Source organism: Bifidobacterium saguinibicoloris (assembly GCF_019331725.1).
GTDB classification, from domain to species: domain Bacteria; phylum Actinomycetota; class Actinomycetes; order Actinomycetales; family Bifidobacteriaceae; genus Bifidobacterium; species Bifidobacterium saguinibicoloris.
Genome location: NZ_JAHBBF010000009.1, coordinates 86,853 through 107,055, shown reverse-complemented (window position 1 = coordinate 107,055; position 20,203 = coordinate 86,853). Strand labels below are relative to the sequence as shown.

The following is a 20,203-nucleotide window of genomic DNA, read 5'->3' as shown; positions in this document are numbered from 1 at the left end:
CACCGGCGGACCCATCCCCCGAAGCATTGCGGCCGTCCGATAGCACACCCAGCCCGAAGCCCTGTAGGACGACGGAAGGACGGACGGCCTAAGAATCGATTACCGCCAGACTACACCCACGCCGACAACAGCCGTGGACATTATGACCACAACTGGCAGCCGTGGGCAGTTGTTTCGATTACCCCAACAACTGGCGTGGGCAGTTATTCGTATGACACGAACAACTGGCGCGGACAGTCGTGGAGATTATCTCCACAGTTGGCGTGGGCAGCAATAAAACCAGGCAACATACAGACAACATGAACTTCATAAAACGCCGTTTCCAGTCATGTTTTACCGTAGACCTGAAAACCGAAAAACGTTGATATTCCAGCGTTTTCATACATGTCCATAAAACACCGTAACCCCTCGTATTACAGTATTTCAAACCTCAGGGTCGCCGGTTCGAGCCCGGCCGGGGTCACCGGAAAACCCCTTGGAATTCCAACGATTCCAAGGGGTTTGATTTTTCCGTCACCCCCGTTTCGTCCCTGATGGGGACGTCGTTTTCACCGTGTTTCGCCGAGATTTCGCAGACGTTGGGGTGCACGGAAGGCACGAAGGGCACACATGGCGTCGCGGAGATCAGCCGTGGTATTCGCGGTCGGCGATCATGCGCCCGGACTGGTCGAGGGCCGTGGAGAACCTGCCGTAGTCGGAGAGGATGACGCCCATGTACAGCATGTCGACGAGGGCCACGTTCGCCACGCGGGAGAAGATGGCGTTGCCGTAGATGGTGTGCGCGCCGGATCCGGTGAGCAGCGTCACGTCGGCGGACCCGGCGAGCGGGGAACCTACGTGGTTGGTCACGGCGATGGTGTGCGCGCCGACGGATTTCGCCAGACGCAGCGCCTTGACGGTGTCGGCGGACGAGCCGGAATGGGAGAACGCGATGGCCACGTCCGTGTCCCGCAGGTGGCCGGCGCCGATCTGCTGCAGGTAGGCGTCCGTGTTGAGCCGGCAGTCCAATCCCAGATACATGAGCTTCGTGAACAGGTCGGTGGCCGGCACGAGCGAATTCTCCACGCCGTAGATGTCGATGGCGTCCGCTTCGGCGAGCAGCGTGGTGGCCTTGCGGAACGCCTTGACGTCGAGGGATCGCCGCAGCTCGTCGATGAGCGACGTGGCACCGGCGGCGGCCTTGGCCGGCACGTCCTCCGGATCGTCCCACGGGTTGAGGTCGAAGCCTTCGAGCGGGTCGAACGTCACCTGGTGTTCGGCCTCCGGGTGGCGCAGCACGTAGCGCAGTTCGCGGTATCCGCCGAAGCCGAGCTTGCGGGAGAAGCGGATGACGGTGGGTTGGCTCACCTGGGCCTCGTCGGCGAGCTGGCCGACGGTGAGTTCGGCGGCTTCGTCGAGATGGTCGCGCACATAGCGGGCGACCGCCCGTTCGGCGGGGCGGAGCGAAGGATAGATGTGGTCGATGCGTTCCCGAATTCCCACCGAAGACTGCACTGTTCCATCTCCCCGGAGTAGTTCCGCCCGCGCGCGCGGGCGTCTTGTTCGTTTGCCGCAATCGACACTAGCCGACGCGGGTGTGGCGGCGGATGACGCGGGTTGTCTTCAAGGTGAACCGTCCGTTAACTTTTGCGTCGCATTGCGATGCGAATGCATCCGCCGTCATGGCTCGTCTCCGGCGGAACGCGACGGGGCCCGGCATGGCCGGGCCCGCACTGGGATGCCGTTCCGGCCGTCTCCTATCCGCGGTCTCCGTACCCGCGCCCGACGATGGCTATACCGATGCCGGCGAGCGCGGTGACGGTGGCGGCCACGGCGATCAGGGCGACGGCGGAACCCGTGTCGGACAGCCGCTTTCGACCGGTGGCGGCATCGATGGATTCGTCATCCCCGTCGTTTCCGTGTTCCGCCGGCCAATTCGGTCGGTCCGTCTTGTCTTGGTCGTCGGGCGTGTTCGGCCGGTCCGGTTCGGAGGGGTCCGGATCGACCGGCCGCTCCTCCTTCGTCAACGCCCTCCATGCCGATTCCAGGGTCCGTTTTGTTTCGTCCACCGCTTTGCCGTCGGGCTCCGATTGCTTCAGCATCGTGCGGGCCGCGCTCAGCGCCTGTGCGAACGGCTGCCATGTCTCGGCGGTGTAGTCCGTCTCCTTCGGCCCAGAGGAATCGATGTCCGCGACGAGTTCCGTCAGTGGCTGCAACGTGTTGGTCACGGTGATTTCGGTGATGTAGTACGCTCCCCAGGTGGTTGCCGCCTTGTTGATGCGTATGCGCATGGCGGTGACGTCACGTTGCATGGGCATCGTGACGGTGTGGTGTTCGGCCGTGCCGTCCGAGGTGCTCCATGTCACGTCGCCGGAGGAGGCGACTGGCGTCCATCCGTCCTTGCCGTTCGCTGAGACCTCGATGTCCCAATTGGTGGGGTTCTGGTCTTTGGCGTAGATGCCGGCCAGGTCGACGGTGTCGAAGGTCTGCGGCTTGTCCCACGTCAAGGTGACGTATTGCGGATAGGTGGGGTCATTCCGGCTTTTCGTGCCGCTCCATTCATCGCCGTCGTTGACGTTCGAGGCCGGATAGTCGGCGTTCACGCTGCTGTGTTCCGCGGTGGCGTCCAACGCCAGGTTGCTCAGTACGTCGCCGACCGGCATGGCGAGGCGCAACGCCTCCCCCGTCTTCAGTGTGATGGCGTAGGTGCCGTCGTCCTGCGCGGCGACGGCGCGTTGCTCGGCCGCCGTCCATTCGCCGTCGTCGCCGAATGCGCCGACGCTGGCGGCGTCGGGTCGTTGTTCGGTGGTGATGGTGACGGAGCCGGCGGTGTCGGAGGTCGCGTACAGGTTCCGGCCAGCGGTGGCAGCGATGCCGACGGCGCCGTCGGTCGTGTGGAATCCGAGACGGTACCGGCCGATCGTCTTCATGGCCGAGTATTCGGTCTGCGGATCGTCTTGGTCGATGTTGAATCCGGTGCGGTCGGATGCCGTCGCGCCCGCCAGCACCTGTCCCATGGCGTTGAGACCTGGGTTATACCGCTGCAGTTCTTTGGCTTGTTCGGTCATGGTGGGCATCTCGCCGAGTTTCCAGTCGTAGTACATCTCCTGGGAGTGGATGTCGCTCTGGTCCAGGTTGGAGTACAACGCGTGCGGACCGTTGAAGTGACCGCCGCCACCGTCGCAGAACCAGTTGTCAATCTCCCAGGTGCCGTATCCGCCGCCTGCGGCGAAGGCGGTGGTCTCCAATGAGGTCAGATTGGCGTAGTCGCCGGAGTTCTCGGCGATGTGGCCGAGTGTGGAATTCCGTTTGCCGTCGGCGATAATCTCCTTCATGCGGCTCACGCTGGTGGAGTATGGATCGGGTCCGGCGAAGTCGATGTATGCGTAATCGTTGACGTTCACCGGATAGCCGGAGCCGGAGTAGTTCACGCGGGTGGCGATGCTGTAGTCCGATTCCTTGACGGCTTTGCCGAGATCGTTGATCCAGTTGATGTATTGGTCTTTGAAATGCGGGTTGTTGTTCGCCTCGTTCTCGAGCTGGATGGAGATGACGGTGCCGGCCGGATCGGTCTGCGCCAGGTGAGCGAAGATCGCCTCCATCGTCTTGATTTCGGCTTGCTTCATCGCTTCGGCCTTCGGACCGGTGGTGATGAGCGGATAGTCGACCTTGCCTTTGCCTCCGGTGATGTCGTAGTAGTCCCCGATGGGGTTGCCGTCCTCGTCCTGCACGTACCAGGACGGCGCGGTGTATTGGTAGCCGATGTCGACGGTTTTGTGTTCCTTGCCGTTCCATGCGCTGCTGTATGTGGGGATGCGCGAGCCGCTTTGGCATGCGGATCCGAACCATGCGAGGTCGATCTTCAGTCCGTATTTCCTCGCCCACTTCACGTAGGCGTCCAGCACGGTGAAGTCGTATACGCCGGGAGCCGTTTCGACATCTCTCCACAGCAGCGCCTGCGAGATGGTCGCGTAGTTGAGGTTCGCGGTCTTCTCGTACGCGTTCTCACTGAAGCCGAGATCGAGGTGTTCCGTAGGATAGCCGTCTCTGCTGGAGCCGGAGTCCTCCTTGAATTCCTCCTGATGTCCCATGCGTTCCCAGGTGCCCATGTTCTGAGCGAACGAGTACAGATAGGGGCGCCCGTTCACTTCGAGGTAGTATTCGCCGTTGCTTTTCCGTGCGACGCGGGAGACCACGCGCCGATTGTCCTGCGCGTGTCCGCCGTCTTCCGCGGCGACCGCACCGGCCGGTGCGACCATGGCGGCTGCGGCGATGACGGCGATGACGGCATGCAGCGCCGTCCTCCATGGATGATGTGTCGTCTGTGACATGATGTTCCTTCTTGGTTGGTTGATTGTCGTGCCGGTGGATGATTTGGGGGACGATGCCCGTGGCATCGTCAGAGCGCTATTGCGATGTAAGGCGTCGGCGACTCATTGCGATACGTCTCGCCGTTGACGATCACGGTCAGCCCGATGCCGTGGCCGTAACGGTCGCCGAGACGGTCGTAGTAGATGTCGGCCGTCGTGCCGCCGACCGGCAATCCCAGCAGGCGCCAGTACGGCATCGAGTGTCCTACGGCGAGCGGCTTCACGATGAGCGTGGAATGGGCGGCATCGCCCGTCTTCGGACGATCGGGCACGCCTTCGACCCGTACACCGGCGAGACCGGAGATGACGAGGTCGGCGAACGTGGAGTGGTTGTAGTCCTTGCCGCGTTCGTAGCCTCCTTTGTCCTCACGCCATTTCCATGCTTCAAGCCGATCGCGGGAAATCCACGCTCCCGTGTCGGCGTCGAGGTCCTCGTCGATCCAGTCGACGACCCCGCCGTCCGGGGCCTGACGGCGATGGATGGCGGCGTAGCGGCGCATCTCACGCATGAAGTCATCGGAGGTGACGCCACCGCGACCGGAACGGATCTCGGCGATCATCGAATTGAGCGTCTGCGTGGTGGCGAACGGCCAGCAGGGACCGTTCCATTGGCATTCGTGCGGGGAATCGCAGTTCATGTAGCGAGGGTGGCACGCCTCGGCGGTGCGGATGCCTACGGCGCCGCCGAAATGGTCGGCATCGGCGAGGAACCGCCATGCGTCCTCATGACGTTCGTCGGCGAGATCGAACATCCATGGGATGTAGCCGATCTCCTCGCGTACGTTGCGTGAGGGATCCACGTCGGCGAAGTCCGTCGTGGCGAGGATGCCGTCCTTGTCGTCGAGCGGCAGCACTTTGAAGAACCGTCCGTCCTCGTCCCACAGCTCCTCGTGGATGAGCGCGGCCAACGAGGCCGCCTTCGCCTCGAATTCGTCGGCGAGCGCATCCTGACCATCCCAACGTGCAATCGTCGCGATGGCGCGGGCGTTGGCGGCCATGTAGCTGTTGAGCGTCGGGCGCAGCCCCGAACCGGAGATGGAATCCTCCATCGCGTCGCGGTCGTCGTACGACCAGAACAGGCCGTAGCGGGTCATGTTGCGTTCCTCGACCGTGTGATAGAAGCGCACGAATTCGTCGAGCAGCGATACGGCGAACGCACGATCGTCGCGGATCTCGGCGTAACGACGAACCGCGTCGACGACCCAGGACGAATAGGACAGCTCGTCGCCCGGCCCTGTGAACCAGAAACCCACATAGTCGCGGACGAGTCTCGGACCATTCCTGAGCCAGCGCGCCTCGGCAATATGGTGACCGCTGGCGCAGTTGATGGAGTTGTATGCGCCCGCCCAGTACACGTCGGGAAGGAACTCGGTGATGATGCGTCCCTCCGGCGTGGATGCCAGATGCTTGCGGAACGTCCACCATCGGAACCAGTAGACACGTTCGATGAGTACGTCGGAGCATTCGAAGAACGGCACCTCATGCTTCATCCAGTCGGCGGCCGCCTCGTTGGGGATGTCCTGGACGTACAGCTCCTCGTCGTTGCGGTTGAAGTCGGCGACGTAGCGGTCGATGACGTCGTCCGGTTCACGCAACGGCGTCAGTGCGGGAGGCTCCTCGACCGGACGGTACACGCCGCCCTTATGGGAAGTCTGATACACGTCGTTCATGGAATCGTCCTTTCAGTCGTAGGACCACGCCCGATGAACCACAACGACCGCAACGTTACGAATCATCGTCGGGCATACGTGGGCGTTCCGCGCGCGGAGGGACCGCGGCGGATCGATATGAAATCAATGAAAAATGCAACGGGAGGCGCGAGCGAACCGACTCAGGCCGATTCGCCGCGAACCAAATGGAATCCGACGGTCTCGCGCCTCACCGGCGAGGAGACGTCCCCGCCCATCCGGTCGACGAGCATCGCCACCGCCGATTCGGCCATGCCATCGAAGTCTACGGCGATGGTGGACAGCAGCGGCGAGGTGTACGAGGCGGGGCTGACACCATCGAATCCGAACACGGCCTTGTCGCGTGGCACCTGGATGCCCATGCTGGCGAATCCGCGCATCAGTCCGAAGGCGAGGAGATCGTTCATGCAGAACAGCACGTCGTATCCGAGATCGTTCTGGGCGATCGTGGCGGCCGCTTTGAGCCCACCGTCGACGGTCCATTCGCAGGGCACGATGTCGGTTTCGACGCCGAGCCCCACACCCGTCATGGCCTTTTTCGCAAGTTCGACACCGGTGTTGCGCCCTTCCGCGCTGAACTGGCCGGCGGACAGACGCTGTCCACCGACGATCGCCGCATGCTCGTAGCCACGCTGCTTCAGATAGGCGAACGCCGCCTTGAACGCCGGCTCCAGCGGCAACGAGACGTTGTCGTACAACGGATGCGGCGAGTAATCCTCGAACAGCACGGCGGGATGGTTGCCGATGAGCGAGCGCAGTTCGCTTTCCGGCACGTTGTGCAGGTTGAGGATCAGCCCGTCGCACATCGGCGAGTTGACCCGCTTGAGGAAGTCGCGTTCGACCGCGACCGAGGCGTTGGTCTGCTGGACGATGGTCTGCAGCCCGTGCCTGGCCGCCTCTTTGGAGATGGCCCAGGCGAGATCGGCGAAGTACGGGTTCTCGAGGTCGGGCACGACGAAGGCGATGACGTCGCTCTTGCCCTGCTTGAGGAAGCGGGCGGAGGCGTTGGCGCTGTACTTGACCACGGCGGCGGCCTTCAGCACCTTCTCACGTGTGGCCGGCTTGACGCCGTCACCGCCGCGAAGCGCCGCCGACGCGGTGGTGACCGAGACCCCGGCCTCGCGGGCCACATCCTTGAGCGTCGCCACCATGCCACCTTTCATGTTCATCGTCGTCTCCCGTCATTGTAGCAACCGAAACGTTGCGGAGGGGCGGGCCGACAGATCGCGCCCCATCCGCGAATCACCCCTTGACCGCGCCGGCGACCAGACCGGATACGATCCACCGTTGGCAGAACAGGAAGAACACCACCACCGGGGCGAGCGCGATGCAGGTGATCGCCATGAACAGCGGCCAGTTGGTCGAATAGCCGTTGACCGCGTTGTACACCTGCAGCACCACGGTGCGCTTCTCCTGCGTGGAGATGAATACGCTGGGCCTCAGGAAGTCGTTCCACACGGCCAGCGTCTGGAAGACGATCACCGTGGCGAGAATCGGCCGGATGAGCGGCAGGACGATCTGCCAGTAGATGCGCCAGGGGCTGGCGCCATCCACACGTGCCGCCTCGAACAGTTCGAAGGGCAGTTTCCGCATGTATCCGACGATGAGGTAGTAGCAGAACGCCGAATCCGCGGCGTACAGGGCGATCAGTCCGGGAAGGCTGTCGACGATGCCGACGGCGCCCTCCATCTTGTACAGCGGCAGCAGCGTGGACTGCACGGGGATGCAGAAGGCGAGCGTCAGGACGGCCCCCATGCCGACGGTGAGCCAGTTCCTCTTGAGCACCATGGCGTAGGCGGCGAGCGAACCGATGGCGACCTGAAGGATCACGGCGAACACGGTGACGACGATCGTGTTGAGGAACGCCGTCCAGATGCTGCCGTCCGCGATGGCCTGTCCGTAGTTGGCGAACATCCACTTCTCCGGCAGAGCAAAGGGATGCCTGGTCATGTCCACGCTCGTCTTGAACGAGCTGATGATGACGTAGTAGAGCGGAAGCGCGCAGACGACCGCCAGAACGAGCACCACGATCGACCGCACGATCCTGCGCGACAGGCTGTTGGCACGTGCGTTTGTCATTCGAATCTCCTTTGCACGCTGTTGGCGACGACCTGCTGCACGCTGACCAGCAACAGGCACGCGATGGTGAAGGTGACGGCGAGCGCCGAGCCCACGCCGTACTGCGACTGTCCGGTGCCGCGCAGCAGGATGGCCTGGGTGATGGTCATCGTGGCGTTGCGGGGACCGCCGGCGGTGAGGGTGTACGGGAGGTCGTACACCTTGAGGTTGCCGGTCATGATGAGGAAGGTGGACACCACCACGGCCGGCACCAGCTGGGGCAGCGTCACGTGGAGGAACTGCTGGCGAGAGTTCGCACCGTCGATGAGCGACTGCTCGTAGAGATCGGCGGGAATCGCCTGCATGTAGGCCAGATACAGGGTGGCGTGCCAGCCGACGCCCATCCACACGCCGACGAAGATCACCGCGAACTGGGCCCAATGGTCATCGGACGTCCACGGAATCGGAGGGATGGTGAACAGGTCGAGGATCTGGTTGAGGATGCCGGACTTCATCGGGGAGAAGATCTGGCGCCAGATGAGGCCGAGGATGGCCTGGGCGGGGATGCCGAGGAAGAAGAACAGCGAACGGGCGAAGGACCGTCCGAAGAACTTCTTGTTGAGGGTGACCGCCAACGGCAACGCCAGCACGGTGATGAGCACCGTGGTGGAGACGGCGAACAGGAGTGTGAATCCAAGACTGTGCAGGAGCTCGGGTTCGGAGAAGATCGTGGCGTAGTTCCTGAGTCCGACCATGCCGTAGTCGTCCGAGAATCCGTTGTAGTCGGTCAGCGAATAGTAGATGGACGACAGCAGCGGGACCAACGTCAGGACGACGAACACGACCATGATCGGCAGCAGGAAGACGAAGGTGGCCCAGTTCTCCGGGCCGATGCGCCTCCTGCCGGCAACCGCGCCGGAGGACGGCGTGTTGCGGGTTCGCGAAACGTTCATGGGAGGATGGCTTTCTTGCGGTGATTGTTGTGTGGTGATGGGGACGGACGACGGGATGGATATCGATTCCATCCGCCGTCCATCCCGTGCGCGACAGCCGTGCGGACCGTCAAGTGTCGGGTCACTTGACCGAATCCCACTTGGAGTCGAGGTTCTTCGCGGCGTCGGCCGGCGTGGTCTTCCCACCCTGGATGCCCTGCTGCTGGGAGATGACTTCGGCGCTCATCGCGGTCGAGCCCTTTTCGAACGACACCCAGTGGAACTTGCCCTTGAAGAAGTAGTCGTCGTACAGGGGCTTGAGCTGCTCGTCGATCTGGGAATCGTAGTTGCTGGACACGGATGCGGAGCCGTAGGCGGTGGTGAAGAGCTTCAACCCCTCCTTGGAGTTCATGAAGGAGAGGAATTTCTCGGCCTGGGCCTTCTTCTTGGTCTTGGCGCTGATGGCGAACGCCGGATCGGCGCCGCCGTCGATGTAGGGCTCGGAGCCCGGGTACGCGGGGAACGGCGAGAAGCCGTAGTTCACGCCGGCGGCCTTGATGTCGGCGACGTCCCAACCGCCGGTACGGTACATCGCCGCTTCGCCGTTGATGAAGGACTGCTTGACCTGGTCGGCGTTGAGGCCGGTGGCCTCCTCGGGCAGGGCGCCGGACTTGATGAATCCGTCGTTCCATGCCTCGAACGCCTTGGTCCACTCCTTGGCGAAGGTGCTCTTGCCGGCGTAGATCCGCTTGTCGCCGTCCTCTCCGGCCTTCGCGTAGTAGCTGCCGAGCAGACCGATCAGCGATCCGGACATCTCCTGGCCGTTCTCGAGGAACGGGGTGATGCCCTTGTCCTTGAGCTTCTTGGCGAGCGCGGCGAAGTCGTCGAGGTTGTCGGGCACGGAATCGTAGCCGACCTCCTTGAGCAGGTCCTTGTTGTAGACGACGCCGGCCAGCCATCCGGAGATCGGCATGCCGTAGATCTTGCCGTCCTTGGTGTAGTCGGCCAGATACGTCTCGTCGATGCCCTTGAGGTAGTCGGCGTCGGTGATGTCCGCGGCCGCGCCGTTGCTCATGAGATCGGCGCGGTTGTTGCCGTTGAGGTTGAAGACGTCGGGGGCCTGGTTGCCGGCGATGCGCGTCTGCAGGGTGGAGTTGTAGTCGGAGTCGCCCTGACTGTATGAGATCTGGACCTTGATGTCCGGGTTGGCCTTCTCGAAGGCGGCGACGACCGGGTCCATCGTGTTCTTGTTGTAGTAGGAATACACCGTCAGGGTGTCGCCCGATGCGGACGACGAGCCCGAACCGCACGCCGCCATCGGGACGATCATCGCCATGGCGCCGACCGCCGCCGCGACCATCCTGGTAATACGTGACCGCATTGTCTTTCTCCTTGCTGGTTATGGATGTTCTCGCTCCATCGTTGGGCGATGACTTCACTTTAGCACCATTTTCCGTAACGTTACGGTTTTTCTCCGGCAAGCGCGGCGACTCATGGAGAAAACGCTGATTTTTCAACGGTTTGCAATACTTCACAACAGATATATATCAGCGTGTCGCAACGTTACGTTTTTTGCTTTCACCATAACGTTACGACATACAACAAGAGGATGTCGGCAGCAAACGGCGAGAAAGGCTCGCGGACGCGGCGGCACTCCGCCCGTCACACGACGACGGAAACGGAATCCGATGCGCCCGGCCCGGCCGTCACGGCTCGATGATCCAGGAAAGGCCCACGAGCACGATGAGGAAGAGGATGTTGACGGCGGAGTAGACGGCCAGATAGCGGCCCTTGCGGTCCGGGTACTTGCGCACCACGTTCTTGTAGCCGATGAGCGAGGCCATCGAGGCGATGAGCGTGCCCATGCCGCCGAGGTTCGTGCCGATGATGAGCGGACGCCACTGCTCGGTGAATCCGGACAGAAGGATGGTGGTGGGCACGTTGCTGATGAGCTGGCTGGAGCCTACGGACACCTCGAGCGGGTGCGCGTCCACGGGGGATGCGGCCAGCTCGTAGAATTCGGGCACGCGCTTCATGTTGCCGATGAAGATGAAGAACATGGTGAACGTGAGCGGCAGACCCCAGTCGACGTTCCGGAAGACCCTGCGGTCGCAGATGAGGAACGCGGCGAACACCACCACGCACATGGCCCACAGGGGCACGAAGTCGCTCACCGCGAGCAGGCAGACCACGAACAGCAGCGCATAGACGACGGTGCGCCATCCGCCGTAGCCGGCGCCGTAGCCGGTGATGCGGATCTCGTCGGGCTGATGCTTGCCGCGCTCCGGCGCGAGCACCCCCTGCTCGATGCCGGTGCCATCCAGCTCGTTGAACTCGGAGACCGGCCGCCCTCCGAACACCACGCAGGTGACGATCACGAGCATGATGGCCGCCGTGGCGGAATACGGCGCCATGATGCCGATCATCTCCGTGGCCGGCATGCCGGTGAGGGCCTTGAGGTACAGGTTGTGCGCGTTGCCGATCGGCGTGAGCATGCTGCCCACGTTCGCCCCGACCGTCATGAGCGTGCCGACGAGCACCGCATGCTCCTCCATGTCCGCCATGACGAGCACGGAGATGGCGAACGGGATGAACGTGACGAGCGCCACGTCGTTGGTGATGAGCATGGCGGAGAAGAACGTGAGCGAGATGAGCGTGAGCACGAGCCCGCGCTGCGTATTCACGTGTCTGAGCAGCCGCGAGCCGATGATGCGGAACACGCCAATGCGCTGGAAGCCGCACACCACGAGCATGAGGCATACCAGCTGGCTGATGGTGCTCATGTGGACGTAGCCCTTGTAGTCCGCGTCCGGCGGCACGATGAAGCACGAGATGAGGGCCAATACCGTGGCGACGATGAGAATGGTTTCGCTCTTAAGCAGCCCGACGAGCCAACGTCGCATCGGTTCCTCCGTGAATGTTCCGGCATGGTGCGCCACTCATTCTAATGGAACGCCCGCCCCAACTACGTTCCCACGGCGTGCTGTTTTCCGACCTTTTCCGTCGAAAAACCGGGATGACGACTACTGCCGATTAGGTTTCATCGCCGACTTTTCATTGTTGCGACATATGAACGAAAGGGAAACGTACGGCAAATTCCAAACATGCCCCTTCCGCATGCACCCACCACATACCCACCACCCGCGCCGTCGCCGCCCGGGCCGCCGGAAACTACGCGACTACAGCCGGCCGGTGTAGTTTCACTCGCTGTTCACCGTACTTTCAACCAACTTTCCCCCGTTTGACGTCCGTACGCCCCCAAGCGGCGACACCATGGAATACGGCAGAGGTTCACGCCGACACGACGCCTTCCCGGCGTCGCGATAACAGAATACGGACCCGGCCGGCAAGACCGGCACCACACGATACGGACCGCCCGCAAGGGCGGGTCTCCGGAAGGCAGTTGAAGGGAATATGCTCGAACTCAAGGACATCACCAAATCGTTCGGCGACACGCACGTGCTGAACGGCATCAGCCTGGAGCTGGACAACGGCAAGATCATGTCGATCCTCGGCCCGTCCGGCGGCGGCAAGACCACGCTGCTCAACATCATCCTCGGCATCACCGAGCCGACCAGCGGCCAGCTGCTCTACGACGGCGAGGACCTCACCCACGTCCCGATGGAGAAGCGCGGCTTCAACATCGTGTTCCAGGACTACGCGCTGTTCCCGAACCTCACCGCCTACGAGAACATCACCTACGGCCTGCGCAACAACCCGGGCATCTCCTCCGAGCAGGAGATCAAGGAGCTCATCTCGCTGCTGGGGCTCGAGGAGCACCTCAACAAGCGCATCGACGAGCTCTCCGGCGGCCAGAAGCAGCGTGTGGCCCTCGCCCGCACGCTCGTGATGAAACCGAAGCTGCTGCTGCTCGATGAACCGCTGTCCGCCCTTGACGGCGTCATCAAGGAGTCCATCAAGGCGAAGATCAAGCAGATCGTCGAGCAGTACAAGCTCACCACGATCATGGTCACGCACGATCCGGAAGAGGCGTGCACGATGAGCGACAAGGTGCTCATCATCAACCACGGCAAGGTCGCGCAGTTCGACACTCCGGAGAACATCATCGAGCATCCGGCCAGCGACTTCGTGCGGACGTTCATCCTCCACCAGCTCGAGGTCAAGCGCAACAACATCTACACACTGTTCAACGAGGGCGACGGGGCCGCTGCCGCGCACGCCGGAGCCGAGCCCGTCGCCGCGGGCCGGGAGGCCTGAGCCATGTCGGTCGAATCCATCCAGGCGGGCAAGCAGCTGCCCAACATCCGCCCCGAGATCCACAACTACGAGGCGCGTCCCTCCAAGCCGAAGCAGACGGAGCTGTGGACGCTGCTGGCGATCGTCGCCGCCTGCTTCCTCGGCTTCCTCGTCGTGCCGATGATCCTCGTGATCATCCGCTCGTTCACCACCGCCTCCGGCGCCGGCACGCTGGAGAACTACGCGACGATCCTGTCGCGCCCCGAGTTCACGCGTTCGATCACCAACTCGCTGACCGTCTCCGCGGTCTCCGCGCTCGTCGCCGTGATCCTCGCGTTCCTGCTCTCCTACACCATCAACTGCACGAACGTGCCGTCCGGGTTCAAGAAGGCCATCGCGCTGCTCGCCCAGCTGCCGATGCTGCTGCCGACCATCACCTACGGCTTCGCGATCATCTACTCGTTCGGCAAGAACGGTCTCATCACGCAGCTGATCGGGCATCCGCTGTTCGACATCTACGGCTTCAACGGCCTGCTCATCGGCTATGTGATCTACACGCTGCCGACCTGCTTCCTGCTCATCAACAACAGCTTCCAGTTCGTCGACAAGAAGTTCATCATCGTCTCCCACATCATGGGCGACAAGCCGTGGGCCACGTTCCTCAACACCGTGCTGAGGCCGCTGGTCGGCACGCTGGCCGTCGCGTTCATCCAGTCGTTCTTCCTCGCGTTCACCGACTACGGCATCCCGACCTCGGTGGGCGGCGAATACGACGTGCTGGCGATGACGCTGTTCAACCAGATGCTCGGCTCCATCCCGAACTTCAACCGCGGCGCCGTGATCGCCGTGTTCATGCTCATCCCCTCGATCATCTCGATCGTCCTGATGACCGTGCTCGAACGCTTCGCGATCCGCTACAAGCAAATCAGCCAGGTGGAGCTGCCGAAGGGCAAGCGCCGCGACTGGACGTGCGGCGTGCTGTCCGTCGTGACGCTCGTGTGCGTGCTGTCCGTGTTCCTCGTGATCCTGCTCATCCCGTTCGTGCAGGAGTGGCCGGACCATCTCGGGTTCACGTTCGCGCATATCGCGAACCTGTTCACCGATTCGCAGCTCACGCAGGTGTTCGTCAACTCGCTGTACGTTGCCGCGATGACCGCGATCTTCGGATGCCTGTTCGTCTACGCCGCGGGCCTGGTGACCTCCCGTTCGAAGCTGCCCGCGTGGGCACGCCGCTCGGTCGATTCGATCTCCGCGATCATCAACACGGTCCCGGGCATGGTGCTCGGCATCGCGTTCCTGTTCGCCTTCTCCGGCTCGCCGCTGCAGAACACGTTCTGGATCCTCATCATCGCGAACATCATCCACTACTTCGCCACCCCGTACCAGATGATCAAGGATTCGCTCACCAAGATGAACGCCGGTTGGGAGACCACCGCCAAGCTCATGGGCGACAACTGGATCAAGACGCTGGTGCGCGTGGTCACGCCGAACGCGTGGCCCACGCTGCTGCAGATCTTCGGCTACTACTTCGTCAACGCGATGGTGACGATCTCCGCGGTGGTGTTCCTCACCGGAGCCCGCACGCAGGTCATCACCACGAAGATCTCCGCCCTGCAGCACATCGCCAAGTTCGACGACGTGTTCGTCCTCTCGCTGCTCATCCTCGTGGTGAACCTCGTGGTCAAGGGCCTGATCGCCCTGTTCACCCGTGACCGCTCCTTGGCGCGCGCGAAGGCCCGCGCCAAGGAGCGCGCCGCCGTGAAGACCCCGCAGGTGGCCGCCTCGTTCAGCACCGTGCGCCCGAGCCGTCAGCTCGCCGCCGCGGCGGCGACGTTCCAGCTGCCGACCGACAACAACCGCAAGGCCCGCGGCCTGCTCACGGGCATCACGTCCGCCGTGTGCGTGGCGCTGCTCGTCACCTTCGGCGCGGTATCCACCTCCGCGGCGGCGGCCGGCGGCAAGGTCGTCATCTACACGAACGCCGACGAGGAGGCCGTCACCGCCTTCGAACACGCGCTCGACCGCAACGGCTACAAGGACCAGTACATCATCCAGGAGTTCGGCACCTCCGAGCTCGGCGGCAAGATGCTGGCCGAGGGCAAGGCGCTCGAGGCGGACATGCTCACGATGAGCTCCTACTACGTGGATTCCGCGCAGGAACGCAACCACATGTTCGCCGACCTGACCGACGTCCACTCCAAGCTGCTCGGCACCACGGAGAACTCGAAGGCCCCGGCCTACCGCTCCCCCACCACCGCGCAGGAGGGCGCCATCATCATCAACACCGAGGCGCTGAAGTCCGCGGGAGTGCCGAAGCCGACCAGCTACGCCGACCTCGCCAAGCCGGAGTACAAGGGGCTCATCTCCGTGCCGGACATGGAGGGCTCCTCCACCGGCTGGCTGATGGTCCAGGCCATCGTCGACGCCTACGGCACCGGCGAGAAGGGCAGGCAGATCCTCACGGACATCTACCGCAACGCGGGCCCGCACCTTGAGCAGTCCGGTTCCGGACCGCTGAAGTCCGTGCGCGCCAAGGAGGTGGCGATCGGCTTCGGCCTGCGCCACCAGGCGGTCGCGGACAAGAAGAAGGGCCTGCCCATCGACTACGTGGACCCGACCGAAGGCAACTACTCGCTGACCGAATCGGTGGCGGTGCTCGACAAGGGCCGCGCCACCAACCCGAAGGCGCAGAAGATGGCCGGGATCATCATCGACAAGGGCCGCAAGGAACTGCTCCAGACGTACCCGACGCCGCTCTACCAGGGCGAGAAGGCCCCGGCGAATGCGTCCAAGCGTTCGAAGACGTTCCCCAAGCCTTTGACGGTGGACCTCCTCCAGCAGCATCAGGACTTCTCGTCCGAATGCAAGCGCATCGCGCAGAACGAGTAGTCGCCTTCCCCGGCCCGGTGGGGGCGACGGTTCCCGTCGCCCCCACCGGGCCGGGATACGGCTCCCCACTTATCCGGCATCCCGCCGAAAGTGAACGCCGAGCGAACGGGATTCACAAAACTACATACAACACGCCGAGTGCACCTCATAATCAACGTAGAAGTTTTCTCCGATTACGTGCGTGACTACACTCGGCGCTCGGATACGACAAGACGCCGCAACGACATCGATCGCATCGGAATTCAACGAAACACCACACGAAACCATCCCGGAGGGCTTCCGGGAACCCCACGAAAGGAGACCATCATGGCCAACGAATACAAGCTGCTCACCCCCGGCCCTCTGACCACGACGCGCACCGTCAAGGAGGAGATGCTCTTCGACCACTGCACGTGGGACGAGGACTACCAGCAGATCACGCAGAAGATCCGCCGCCAGCTGCTCGAGCTCGCGCACTGCGATCCGGCCGACTACACCGTCGTGCTCATGCAGGGCTCCGGCACCTTCGGCGTGGAGAGCGTGCTCACCTCCGTGATCGGCAAGGACGAGAAGGTGCTGCTGTGCACCAACGGCGCGTACGGCGACCGTCAGGTCAAGATCTGCGAGCACGCCGGCATCGACTACGTGCAGTACGCCGAGCCGTACGACCGCATCCCGGACGCCGACAAGGTCGAGGAGTACCTGCGGAACGACCCGTCCATCACCCACGTCTCGATGATCCACTCCGAGACCACCTCCGGCCTGCTCAACGACATCGCCGCGGTCGCCACCGTCGCCAAGGCGCACGGCTGCACGTTCATGGTCGACGCGATGAGCTCCTTCGGCGGCGTCGACATCCCCGTCTCCGGCTGGGGCATCGACTTCCTCGTCTCCTCCGCGAACAAGTGCATCCAGGGCGTGCCGGGCTTCAGCTTCATCATCTGCAACAAGGCGAAGCTCGAAGCCTCCAAGGGCAAGGCCCGCTCCCTGTCCCTCGACCTGTGGGACCAGTGGAACACGCTCGAGAAGGCCAACGGCAAGTGGCGCTACACCTCCCCCACCCACGTGGTGCTCGCCTTCTCCAAGGCCCTCGACGAGATGTTCGCCGAAGGCGGCATCCCCGCCCGCTCGGCCCGATACCAGCTCAACAACGACCTGCTCATCGCCCGCATGAAGGCGCTCGGCTTCCGCGTGTTCCTGAACGAGCATCAGGGCCCGATCATCACCACGTTCCTCTACCCGCAGGGCACGCAGTTCGACTTCCACGACATGTACGAGTTCATCAAGGAGCGCGGCTACGCAATCTACCCGGGCAAGCTCACCACCGAGGACACGTTCCGTCTCGGCAACATCGGCGAGATCTACACCGACGACATCGAGAAGGTGACCGAGCTGCTGGCCCTGTACATGGGCGAGCGCGGCCTGCTCGAGGCCGCCACCGGTTCCGCCTCCGTGCCGGAGGCGATCGCCGCGATGGACAAGGCGGGCGAACCGATCAAGGCCGCCGCGCCGAAGAACGTGAAGCTCACCGCGTGAGCCGCGTTCCACGGGGAATCCAGCGGGAATCGCAAGAGGAAACCAAAGGAGTTACGACAATGACCAACCGTTTCGAGGCCGTCATCTTCGACTGGGCCGGCACCACCGTGGACTACGGCTGCTTCGCCCCCGTCAAGGCGTTCCAGGAGGCGTTCAAGGAGTTCGGCGTCGAGCCGACGATGGCCGAGACCAGGAAGCCGATGGGCATGCTCAAGCACGACCACATCGCCACGATGCTGCGCATGGACCGCATCGCCCGCGCGTGGGAGGACCGTCACGGCGCCGCCCCGACCGACGCGGACACCGATGCCGTGTACGCGCACTTCGAGCCGAAGCTGCTGTCGATCCTCGACGGCTTCGCCGATCCGAAGCCGGGCGTGGTCGAGGCCGTCGCCGCCCTGCGTGCGGACGGTCTCAAGATCGGCTCCACCACCGGCTACACGGACAGGATGATGGAGATCGTCGTGCCGAAGGCGGCCGAGAACGGCTACGCGCCGGACTTCTGGATCAGCCCGGACGGCGTGAACGGCTTCGGCCGCCCCTACCCGTACATGGTGTTCCGCAACCTGGAGAAGCTCGGCGTGACCGACGTGCGCCGCGCCGCGAAGGTCGGCGACACGCTCTCCGACATCCGCGAGGGCAAGAACGCCGGCGTGTTCACGATCGGCGTGACCGAGGGCAGCTCGCAGATGGCGTTGAGCCAGGCCGAGTTCGAGGCGCTGTCCGATGAGGACAAGGACGCGGCCCGCGCCAAGGCGCGTGACGCGTTCGTCGCCGCCGGCGCCGACGCGGTCATCGACACGATGGCCGAGCTGCCGACGCTCCTGCGTCAGATCGCCTGAGCCGTCGCTCCGTGCGCACGCACGCACGCACGCACCCGGAAGCTCCCCTCAACGAGGGGAGCTTTTTTCGTCGGCCGCGCACCCGGCGATGACGCGGATGCCGCGTTCGATGTCGCCGGCGTCGGGCCGGACCATGTTGAGGCGAATGTGCGCGTCGTCGGTCTCGTCGACGTCGAAGACGCCGCCGGGCATGAACGTGACGCCGTACGCGCGGCATCGGGCGAGCAGATCGAGCGCACGCACGCCGTCGGGCAGCGTCACCCACACGTAGTAGCCGCCATCCGGCACGGTCCAGCGCATGCCTTCGGGCGCGTACCGCTCGAGCGCGGCGAGGGCCGCATCGCGTCGCGCGCGGTAGGCGTCGGTGAGGGATGCGACATGGCCCGCGATGCGTCCCTCCTTGAGCAGTTCCAGGCAGATACGCTGCGACGATGTGCTCGTATGCTGGTCGACCATGCGCCGCAACGCGGCGAGACGGGCGATGACGTGCGGGTCGGCCACGACCCATCCGGTCCTCAGGCCCGAGGTGACGGTCTTGGAGAACGTGGACAGGTACATCACGTATCCGCTGTTCTCCATGCCGGCGAGCGGCACGGGTCGGGACGCGGCGGACACGTCCCGCTCCCCCATCGGCCCGTGCGGGTCGTACGACCCGTACCACAGTTCGCCGTAGGCGTCGTCCTCGATGACGAGGCACTGGTAGCGCCGTGCCACGTCGATGAGTGTGCGGCGGCGTTCGATCGGCATCGTCGTGCCGGTGGGATTGTGGAACGTGGGGATCGTGTAGATGAGCTTCGGACGGAACCGCGCGCAGTATCCCTCCAGCAGGTCGGTGCGCATGCCGTCGGCGTCGACGGGCACGCCGACGAGCCGCGCGTCGGCCGAACGGAACGTCTGCAGCGCGGGGAAGAACGTGGACTGTTCGACGAGCACATGGTCGCCGGGATTGACGAACGCGCGCACGATGAGATCGATGCCCTGTTCGGAGCCGGACAGGACCATGACGTTGCGGGCGTCGCAGCCCACGCCGCGGTCGCGCATGTGCGCGGCGAGCAGGCCGCGCAGCTCGTGGAACCCCTCGATCGGCGATTCCGGCTGGCCGTCGAACTCGTGCGAGGAGAACGCCTCGAGACTGACGGCGCGCAGCAGGTCGTCGGGGATGTCGGCCGGGTTCGGCGAGCCGGTGGCGAAGTCGACGGGGCAGGGCCGGCCATCCGCGGGGCCGGCCGCCCGCTGGGCCCGGTCGGCCTCGGCGATGTCGTGGTAGGTGAACCGGTTGGAGTAGTCGGAGAACAGCACCGACCACGGCGGACGGATGACGGGAGGCTCGGTGACCTCCGGTTCCGGCGCAACGCCGTCGCGTATCGTGTGGACGACGGCGGATTCGCGTGGCGTCCGCGGCTCCCCTTCCCGACTCACGGACACCGCCGATGCCGCCTGTGATGTCGCCGTCACCGCCGTCACCGCCGTCACGAACGTGCCCTTGCCGACCTTCGAGGCGATGAGGCCTTCGTCTTTCAGCTGCTGGTAGGCCTGCAGGACCGTGGCGCGGTTGACGTCCAGACGCGAGGCGAGCTCGCGTTCGGGCGGCAGCCGGTAGCCGGCGGCGAGCGCGCCGGACACGATCTGCTCGCGCAGCTGCGCGGCGAGCTGCCGGTACAGCGGCGCGGCGTCATGCCTGTTCAGTGCCAACCGCATCCCGCCTCACCGCCTTTCCTTGGGATTCCGTTCGA

Annotated in this window: 13 protein-coding genes; 4 read left to right on the top strand and 9 right to left on the bottom strand. The window is 63.9% G+C overall.

What is annotated here, in order from left to right:
- Positions 1-624 precede the first annotated feature (624 nt).
- From KIH78_RS07235 to KIH78_RS07200, 8 genes are all read right to left on the bottom strand, one after another.
- Positions 625-1,494 (bottom strand): MurR/RpiR family transcriptional regulator, encoded by an 870-nt coding sequence (locus tag KIH78_RS07235; protein ID WP_219131814.1) that lies wholly within the window; start codon positions 1,492-1,494, stop codon positions 625-627.
- Positions 1,495-1,736: 242 nt separating this feature from the next.
- Complete coding sequence (locus tag KIH78_RS07230) at positions 1,737-4,310, bottom strand: DUF4978 domain-containing protein (RefSeq protein WP_219131813.1); 2,574 nt, start codon at positions 4,308-4,310, stop codon at positions 1,737-1,739.
- A 68-nt stretch (positions 4,311-4,378) separates the two neighbouring features.
- A complete protein-coding gene (locus tag KIH78_RS07225) occupies positions 4,379-6,019 on the bottom strand; it encodes an MGH1-like glycoside hydrolase domain-containing protein (RefSeq protein WP_219131812.1) in 1,641 nt (546 codons plus the stop codon).
- 161 nt (positions 6,020-6,180) lie between these two features.
- The gene (locus KIH78_RS07220; RefSeq protein WP_219131811.1) at positions 6,181-7,206 is read right to left on the bottom strand and encodes a LacI family DNA-binding transcriptional regulator; all 1,026 of its coding nucleotides are present in this window, start codon (positions 7,204-7,206) and stop codon (positions 6,181-6,183) included.
- A gap of 73 nt (positions 7,207-7,279) precedes the next feature.
- Positions 7,280-8,116, bottom strand: a complete 837-nt coding sequence (locus KIH78_RS07215) for a carbohydrate ABC transporter permease (protein ID WP_219131810.1) — start codon at positions 8,114-8,116, stop codon at positions 7,280-7,282.
- On the bottom strand, positions 8,113-9,048 hold the full coding sequence (locus tag KIH78_RS07210; protein WP_219131809.1) for a carbohydrate ABC transporter permease: 936 nt from the start codon (positions 9,046-9,048) through the stop codon (positions 8,113-8,115). Before KIH78_RS07210 ends, KIH78_RS07215 begins: the two co-directional genes overlap by 4 nt.
- Before the next feature lie 121 nt (positions 9,049-9,169).
- On the bottom strand, positions 9,170-10,408 hold the full coding sequence (locus KIH78_RS07205; protein WP_219131808.1) for an ABC transporter substrate-binding protein: 1,239 nt from the start codon (positions 10,406-10,408) through the stop codon (positions 9,170-9,172).
- 325 nt (positions 10,409-10,733) lie between these two features.
- Positions 10,734-11,930: an SLC13 family permease gene (locus KIH78_RS07200; RefSeq protein WP_219131807.1), complete on the bottom strand. Its 1,197-nt coding sequence runs from the start codon at positions 11,928-11,930 to the stop codon at positions 10,734-10,736.
- 511 nt (positions 11,931-12,441) lie between these two features.
- Between KIH78_RS07200 and KIH78_RS07195 the strand changes: the two genes are divergently transcribed.
- The 4 genes from KIH78_RS07195 (at position 12,442) to phnX (ending at position 18,470) form a co-directional block, all read left to right on the top strand.
- On the top strand, positions 12,442-13,245 hold the full coding sequence (locus tag KIH78_RS07195; protein WP_219131806.1) for an ABC transporter ATP-binding protein: 804 nt from the start codon (positions 12,442-12,444) through the stop codon (positions 13,243-13,245).
- Between the two features lie 3 nt (positions 13,246-13,248).
- The gene (locus KIH78_RS07190; protein ID WP_219131805.1) at positions 13,249-16,113 is read left to right on the top strand and encodes an extracellular solute-binding protein; all 2,865 of its coding nucleotides are present in this window, start codon (positions 13,249-13,251) and stop codon (positions 16,111-16,113) included.
- Between the two features lie 306 nt (positions 16,114-16,419).
- On the top strand, positions 16,420-17,628 hold the full coding sequence (locus KIH78_RS07185; protein WP_214312696.1) for a 2-aminoethylphosphonate--pyruvate transaminase: 1,209 nt from the start codon (positions 16,420-16,422) through the stop codon (positions 17,626-17,628).
- 59 nt (positions 17,629-17,687) lie between these two features.
- The gene (phnX, locus tag KIH78_RS07180) at positions 17,688-18,470 is read left to right on the top strand and encodes a phosphonoacetaldehyde hydrolase (protein WP_214312697.1); all 783 of its coding nucleotides are present in this window, start codon (positions 17,688-17,690) and stop codon (positions 18,468-18,470) included.
- Positions 18,471-18,518: 48 nt separating this feature from the next.
- Here phnX and KIH78_RS07175 read toward each other — a convergent pair whose 3' ends face one another.
- Positions 18,519-20,168 (bottom strand): aminotransferase-like domain-containing protein, encoded by a 1,650-nt coding sequence (locus tag KIH78_RS07175; protein ID WP_219131804.1) that lies wholly within the window; start codon positions 20,166-20,168, stop codon positions 18,519-18,521.
- Positions 20,169-20,203 lie beyond the last annotated feature (35 nt).